The organism is Massilia sp. (assembly GCF_031995545.1).
Classification (GTDB): Bacteria; Pseudomonadota; Gammaproteobacteria; order Burkholderiales; family Burkholderiaceae_D; genus Telluria.
The window spans coordinates 1-7,180 of the sequence record NZ_DAMAGA010000063.1; the positions used below are offsets into that span (position 1 = coordinate 1).

Below are 7,180 nucleotides of genomic sequence, written 5' to 3' on the forward strand. Positions count from 1 at the left end.
GCCCTTGCCGCTTAACCTCTACTTTTAGCGCGCTCTAAAAATGGGGGGATTACCGACGCAGCCGGTCCTCGCAGATGGTGGTGTCTGGCCGAGACGGCTAGAGCCCCGGTCTTCGGTAACGCTGTACTCTCAACGCCCGTCTGCGGTTAATGGACGTCGCATCCGAACTGCCTATGCACGAACTGCTTGTGGCGTTACCAAAACCGGAAGCAGTCCTGCGCTTCGGCAGATCGCTGCAGGCGATGCCAACTTCTAACGGATAACACGATGACGAAAAATTTTACCCAACCACTCCCTGTTGAAGTCGAGATTGCTGGCCAAAATTACTTTGGAAGTTACACCGTGGAGGGTGGTGTGGTGACCGCACGCTGGAATGGTTGGACTGATAGTACGCAATCCGGTGCGGCAGGAGCCGAGATTATCGCGAAGTCGCTAGTACGAGGCCTCGTTCGGTGTTACAAAGACGCCGACTAAACGGCCAAGGAAAACCCAGCAGCATCCACGCCGCGTTCGACGCGGCATTGAGCCTCAAGATCGTCGGTGCGGTGCCGGCCAAGTGCGGAGGGCGATATGGGATTTTGTGCCGGGTTATTGACGGGTATGCTGTTGTCCCAAGAATCTGGTTCCCCCGCAAAGAACTCCCGTGGTACCCAGGTTTCTGCACGATATGGGCCGTCATGATCGATGGCGCGCAAGAGCTTAAGACAAGCGAATCAAGCTTGTTCCTGCAAAACCTCCTGCTTCGGTATCGCTAGTCCTCGCTGACTCGTGACCAGACCATTTGCGCCGGCCACTTTTGCGCCAACTTTCGAGCTTAGGTTTCGTCGGCCTGTCTCATGCCGATGTCGCGAATAAACTAGACCTTTGCTGGAACATGAACTAAGTTTGTTAGACCAGTGCGCAATTTCACTCGACAGGAGGTGCGATGGCCGGCGTACAAACTCTGCCTTCGCGGCAACGCGCCCGTGTGCTGGAAGCATATCGTGGGCGCGGTCATCGCAACAGCAACCTGTGGCTGGTCTACAGCGTCAAGCAGGACCAGGATCTACTTCTGCATTCGGACCGAAGCCTGGTGCATTGGCTGACCTTCCTCGAGAGCGATCCTGACGTTACTGGGTTTGCTCCCATTCCCGACGAGCTGAGTTCCGTGTTGAATGTCGGGCCGGCGGCCGCAATGGTCCTCGAACGGAAGGACCGTCAGCTCGAAGTCCATCTCGTTGCCAGCGGAGCTCCTGAGCTTACGACTGTCGAGACCCATGGCGGGCCCGCCAAGGTGCGGGTCATTGCGCCCGAGGACCTGCAGGCACGTGCGCGGCTCGCTGTCCGGTGGCTCAAAGCGATCGGTTATGCCGGCCTGTTCCGCTTCAAGGACCTGACGCCTGTATCGAACCAGCTGACGCTGGCCTTCACGCGGCGCTGGAGCGGCACGGTCAACGATTTGGTCGACGACCTCGCCGGGCTGAATCGAGCCGCGATTCTTGCCGGCTTGGTCAAGGCTGCGATAGGCGGCCATGTTGAACTCGACTTATCCTCGCATGGTCTGTGCGGGGCCAGCGGCTGGAAATGGACCAGGTGGGACGAGAGGTGACGACATGGGCACACGGCAGGCAGTCATCAAGGACGCAGTGCCAATCGAGCTCTGGCCGACGGTACTGGACGTTGATTTCGACGACGTGCAACGCAACCAGTTCCGTGCTCAGGTGGAAGCGATGCGACTGTATTTTTCATGGGTTCCGGTCGATGAGATCGAGCAGCGTACAGGCGTCAACCAGAGTGCCTTGCCCCGGCTGGCCAGGCGCTGCCTGCAAATGGCCGACGACGGCCGGGTCCAGGGGTTTCGTGCCTGCATCCCTTTCCTGCGCGTTGGACCGTACGAGCGCGTCAGCGAGGTGGGCCATGCGCCGCCAGGGCAGCGGGTAGGACTGGTCGGCGCCTTGGGCGCTACGCTCAAGCGCTTTCCCGATATCGACGATCTGCTCGTCAAATATGTCAGGAACGAAGCCAAGCGGCTGGCCGTGCCGGAATACAAACTCCGGCCCTGCGACCTGCACCGTATCTTTCTGCGCTGCCTGGCGGACAAAGGCGTCGGGCGAAGCGAATGGCCCTTTAATACGAAATACCTCGGGCTACGTTCGATCCAGTCGTTCATGAAAGAGACGCTTGACCAGCATTTCGCTCGCAGTGCCATGGTGCGCGAAGACAGTACCGCCCGGGCGCATCTCAGTGTCGGCATGGGCATCGCTTCGCTGCTGAGCTTCGAAGAACCTTATGACGCTGTCGAGATCGATGCGTACAAGATCGAGGCGCACGTTACCGTCGCGTTCCACACCCCAGAAGGCCTCGAGACCGATGTTCGCCTAGACCGTTTGAACCTGATCGCCGTCGTCGACCGCTTCAGCAGCGCCGTGCTGGCCTACACCGTCGTGTACAGGCCCGAGGTCAATGCGGATGACATCCTTAAAGTCATCCGTGACGCCGCCAGCGGCACCTGGACGCCGATGGATCTGACCATCCCAAACCTGCGCTACCCCGAGGGTGGGGGATTGCCGAGCGGTGTAATTCCCGGTGCCCAGGGCGCGCTTTGGAGCGCGACCATGTTCGATGGGGCCCTCGCGCATTTGTCGAGCGCCGTCCATGCGCGCGCACGCGCCGCGCTCGGCTTTGCGATCAATTGGGGAGCGGTCGCGCATTTCGAGCGCAGGCCCAATGTCGAGCGCACCTTTAACCAGATCGCCCGGACCCTGTTCAAACGCCTGCCATCGACCACAGGGGCCAATCCGCACAATGGCCGCGCCGACGAGGCCGAGCGCAAGGCTGTCCACCACCGTATCCGTGCGGCCGAAGTCGAGCAGCTGCTTGACGTCGTTTTTTCCCAGCATAACGCGACGCCGTCTGAAGGCTTGTCGCACCTGACACCGCTCGAGGCGATCCGGTATTTCGTCGAGCGGCCTGAGCGCTTCGAATGCCGCAAGCGTCCCGCTGGCAGTGCGGCCGAGGCCGGGTTCAGTCAATACGAGTCCGCCGTTGTGCGCGGCAGCCGTAGCTCGGGACGTAGGCCATACGTCCAGGTCGACCGCGTGCGCTACACAAACGAGGTTCTTGCCTGCTCGGGTCACCTGATCGGCGCGCGCCTGTTGTTGGAAGTGGACGAAGACGATATGCGGCAAGTGAAAGCCTATTTGGCCAACGGTGCCGAGCTGGGCGTCCTGAAGGCACACGGTAAATGGGGCGTGACCAAGCACAGCCGACGCACGCGCAAGGCCATCAATAGCCTGATCACGAAACGGCTGCTCACGGTCACCACCTTCGACGACCCGATGCAGGTGTACATGCGGCACCTGGCTACACGCAAGAGTCCACGTGCTGCCCCACGCCCAAGTCCGAAGCAAGCAACGGAGATGGTCCGGGTCAAGAAGGAAACAGGCCAGGATGCGCAGGCCATCGAGGCGCCGCGGCCTGCACCTGCAACCGATGCACAGGCTCGACGTGTCGTCGACGAGGTGCGGGGACGCTTGCTGACGGAAGCGCCGGCCGAGTTCTTCACCAAGGTCAGGAATAGGAGGTGAGCATGTCCAGCGAAGCTGGTGACGACGACCAGTCGGACGTACCGCTGTTCGACGCGGAGCGGCGCGAAAAGCTGCTGAGCGGGCATCCGGTGAGGGAGGGCGACTACACGCTGCCCACACCGATGATGCAACGCACTTATGCCCTGGTGCGTGAGCTGGTCTGGGCGCGCAGAACCGGGACCGTGTTTTACGCGTCGCCACGTATGGGAAAGACCCGCTGCGCCCTGGCCATTCGCGACCTCCTGCGGCAGGAATTTCCGAACGTGTATGTGACCCTGCTCAGCACACGGCCGAGTGGGCGTCCGACCACCGCGCACATGCTGCGGCTGATCCTGGAAGCGGAGACGCATGCGCTTTCCAGGCGTCCCGACGCCGACCAGCTGTTCGGTAACGCGATCGCCGACATCCGCGTGAAAGCCGCACGGATCGGAGCGAGGCAATACGTACTGCTTATCGATGAAATGCAGTTGCTGAACGACCTCGACCTGCAGCAGCTGGTGTGCTTCCACAATCAGCTGGAACTGCAGGATTTGCGAATGACCGCGATTTCTTTTGCACAGCCGGAAATCCTGCACCGGCGCACCAGTCTTTTGGCCAGTAACGCGAGGCAGATCATCGGCCGGTTCCTCAGCAATACGCTGCAATTCGACGGCTGTGCGAGCGAGGACGATTTCGGCGTCTTGTTGCGTTCGTACGATCAGGCATCCGAGTATCCCGAGGGCTCGGGGATCACGTACACGCAATTCTTCTTCCCGGAGGCTTTCCGCGCCGGATTTCGGCTGGAAGCTTCCCGCAGGGCGATCTGGGAAGCGCTGCGTAGCGCGGGTGGCGGCGACGCCTCACAGGGCGTGCCGATGGAACATATCTGCCTGACGATCGACGACCTACTGCTTTCCTTGCGACGCGACGATTGTCCCAATTTTAGGTTGAGTAGTGACGATATCGGTGCCGCCGTCTCGGCATCGCAATTGAAGTCGTTCAGCGATGTGCTCAGCTGAGCGCTGCGGGGGAATATGCGGCGACGACCTGGTGCGACCAGATTGACGTGGAATCCGGCCTTTCACTATCCATTCGAGTCCGGATGGTCCGTTTTTCAGAAGGTCAAAGTGCTTAACAATCTGGCCGATTACGAGCTCATGCAACTGGTTGCGCGCGAGCCGCTGTCCTCCCGAAGGAGCCGCTTGGGGGACTGTGCAGACAGCAGCTGGATCGATTTCAAACGGTTCAGTGAATTGCTCGAGGTGCCAGAGTACGAGCTCAGGAACGGCTTCTGGGACCAGCTTGGGATTGATGTCGAGCGCTCGCTGGGGTATGACCGGCGCTACTGCAAGATGTGCTGGCAGACTCGTTGCTATCACTGCGTCCTGTTCGACCTCGTATGGGTCAAGGCATGCCCCTGGCACCATTGGCCCATCGATATCTTCAAGCGGCAGCCCGCGCCGATCGGAAAGAGTGCCCCTGGGTGGGGCGATCCCCCGGAGGCGCCCTTTGAAGACCTGCTCGCGCTAGCGCCGATGGCAAAGCGGGACCAATACCGGCTGATGGGTTACGCCCTCGAGTATCTGGAATGGTGGCGTTCCGTGCAGTCGCAAGTGCCGCAGGCCGACCATCTCCTGCGTGGCTTGGTCAGTACCTACCACCAGAGTCCGCGGGACCAAACCGTCTTGCGATGGCAGGCCGGGTTTGCCGAGAGCCGGGCGCCGCGCCGGCCCGGTTCGTGGGTTCTGGAAAATGTGAACGCGACACCGTGCCGCTACGTCAGGGTGTTGGACGCAGGGCGCAGCCCCGGGGCCATCCACGACACGAGCGCCGTGCGCGACGATGTGGGGCACGGCTACAGGGCTATCCGGCGGCACATCTTTCGTCGGTACGTGCGGCGGCACCGGAGCTGCCTGGCCCAGCTCGCGTGGCTAAGTCGTGACGACCTGCTTTCGCTCGCGGCGGACGGGGTCTGCGCCACCTGTCTCGCCTACGTCGTCTGGAGGATGGCGACCGAAGGCCTGGTCGTGATGGATGCCCTGTTCATTCGCCGCGCAACTAACTACACGCTTCGCCTGAGCGAGCCATGGCCCGGGAACCCGTCCGACGATCCGACCAGACTGAGATTCACGTATATGCATTTTTTCGGGATCTGGGCGGCAATTGTCGACTGTTGCGCGGTTGGTGGATTACAGATTTCCATGCAGGACACGGTAATGGCACCGCAAGTCGTATACACGCGGGATGATTCGCGCCCGGTCGACGCACCGTTGAGAATGCTGCATTGCATTTTCCCGGACGGCGATGCCTTGGCCGTGAAAGCGGGCCGGCCCTGCACTCAACCCTGGAAACTGCTGCCATTCGAGCGGCAATGCGTCGTCCGGAGTCAGGCGTGGCTCCAAGCGCTCACGCCGTCTCCGAAACCATCGTTTCAAATTTACTTGGAGACCAGCCCGGACGCGGTCGAGATGCTCAAGCGGCTCTGGGTGTAGCGGGCAGGCCTTTGGCAGGGCAGGATAGAGCGGCGAGCGGATCCTAGCCGCGCGGCACAGCATTACGTGGTGGGCGCATGCCGGCAAACGGATCGGCGGACTCCATGTATCGCATGGCTGAGTGTACATCGCGCCACCCGACGTATTCCATCAGCGTCTTCAGGTCCCATCCGTTCGCAGTCGCCCAGGTGGCAAACCCGCGCCGCAAGGAGTGACCACTGTATTGCTCCACGAACGCGAGACCCGCCGCATCGAACGTCGTTCTCAGCAAGGGAACCAGGCTATTGATGTGCAGCCCCGTATCGCTGACGTTGCCCCAGCGGTCAATTGCACGAAAGACCGGGCCTTCCGTCAGGCCGGCGAGCGTCGTCCAGGCGAGGTAGGCATCAACGGGGCACAGCTGACGTAACGCGGGTGCCTTGAAACTTCGGCCGCGGGCCTCGCGGTCGCCCTTCGATTGCGGCAGAAAACAGGTGAGGCCCTCGCCGGATACCGCATCGACCAATTCGACACGCAGGCGCGCCAGTTCGTCGCCACGGAAACCGCGCCAAAAGCCGAGCAGGAGGAGGGCACGATCGCGTGTGTAACGCAGCGCGTCGGATCTGCTTCCGCGTGCAGAGGCGGCAGCGATCGCGCCATCGAGCCATTCGACGACCTGCTTCACCTGTTCGAGCTGGATCGGCCGCGCCTGTCTTTCCTGGGCGGGATGGAGGGTGCGGATACCTTTGAGCACCTTCCGCACGACTTGCGCTTTGGTTGGGTCGGGAAACCCGTGTTTGTGATGCCAATCGGCGAGCGCGGCCAGACGCTGCTGCAGGGTATTGATCGCCAGCGATTCGGCGTACTCGGCAAGATAGCGCGCGACCGTGTCGGGGCTTGCCGGTAGCAAGCCGCCCCATTCCACTTCGAAGTGCTGCAGGGCGGACCGATAGCTGCGCTCCGTGTTCTCGCGTGTGGCCGCCTGGACATAAATATCGACCGTAGTCATGTGCCTGTTCCCAGATGTAGACGCCGCATATCGCGCAACACATCGGCGCCACGCCGCAGGACGCCATCGCGCATCATGTACCGAAACCGGTCGTCGCGGGCATAGAACTGACGCCCCCGATGGCCGATGATGACGGCATTGAAAAGGGCAACTTG

At 61.5% G+C, this 7,180-nt stretch carries 5 protein-coding genes; 4 read left to right on the plus strand and 1 reads right to left on the minus strand.

All coding sequences use genetic code 11. The features are described from left to right. Nucleotides 1–925: 925 nt before the first annotated feature. The 4 genes from RTQ83_RS23410 to RTQ83_RS23425 all read left to right on the plus strand — a co-directional run bounded on the left by RTQ83_RS23410 (nt 926) and on the right by RTQ83_RS23425 (nt 6,037). Nucleotides 926–1,588 carry a hypothetical protein gene (locus RTQ83_RS23410; RefSeq protein ID WP_312520211.1) on the plus strand — a complete coding sequence of 221 codons (663 nt, stop codon included), beginning with the start codon at nt 926–928 and terminating at the stop codon, nt 1,586–1,588. A 4-nt stretch (nt 1,589–1,592) separates the two neighbouring features. After that, complete coding sequence (locus RTQ83_RS23415) at nt 1,593–3,566, plus strand: hypothetical protein (protein ID WP_312520213.1); 1,974 nt, start codon at nt 1,593–1,595, stop codon at nt 3,564–3,566. 2 nt (nt 3,567–3,568) lie between these two features. Next, the gene (locus RTQ83_RS23420) at nt 3,569–4,564 is read left to right on the plus strand and encodes an AAA family ATPase (protein WP_312520215.1); all 996 of its coding nucleotides are present in this window, start codon (nt 3,569–3,571) and stop codon (nt 4,562–4,564) included. Between the two features lie 108 nt (nt 4,565–4,672). Further along, the gene (locus RTQ83_RS23425; RefSeq protein ID WP_312520218.1) at nt 4,673–6,037 is read left to right on the plus strand and encodes a hypothetical protein; all 1,365 of its coding nucleotides are present in this window, start codon (nt 4,673–4,675) and stop codon (nt 6,035–6,037) included. 43 nt (nt 6,038–6,080) lie between these two features. On the opposite strand, the gene RTQ83_RS23430 is transcribed toward RTQ83_RS23425, so the two are convergent. After that, nucleotides 6,081–7,025, minus strand: a complete 945-nt coding sequence (locus tag RTQ83_RS23430) for a site-specific integrase (RefSeq protein WP_312520222.1) — start codon at nt 7,023–7,025, stop codon at nt 6,081–6,083. Between the last annotated feature and the right edge of the window lie 155 nt (nt 7,026–7,180).

What these genes read in the sequence shown, in the direction of transcription:
- RTQ83_RS23410 (WP_312520211.1), top strand. Translation starts at nt 926, where the DNA reads ATGGCCGGCGTACAAACTCTGCCTTCGCGGCAACGCGCCCGTGTGCTG.
- RTQ83_RS23415 (WP_312520213.1), top strand. Translation starts at nt 1,593, where the DNA reads ATGGGCACACGGCAGGCAGTCATCAAGGACGCAGTGCCAATCGAGCTC.
- RTQ83_RS23420 (WP_312520215.1), top strand. Translation starts at nt 3,569, where the DNA reads ATGTCCAGCGAAGCTGGTGACGACGACCAGTCGGACGTACCGCTGTTC.
- RTQ83_RS23430 (WP_312520222.1), bottom strand. Translation starts at nt 7,025, where the DNA reads ATGACTACGGTCGATATTTATGTCCAGGCGGCCACACGCGAGAACACG.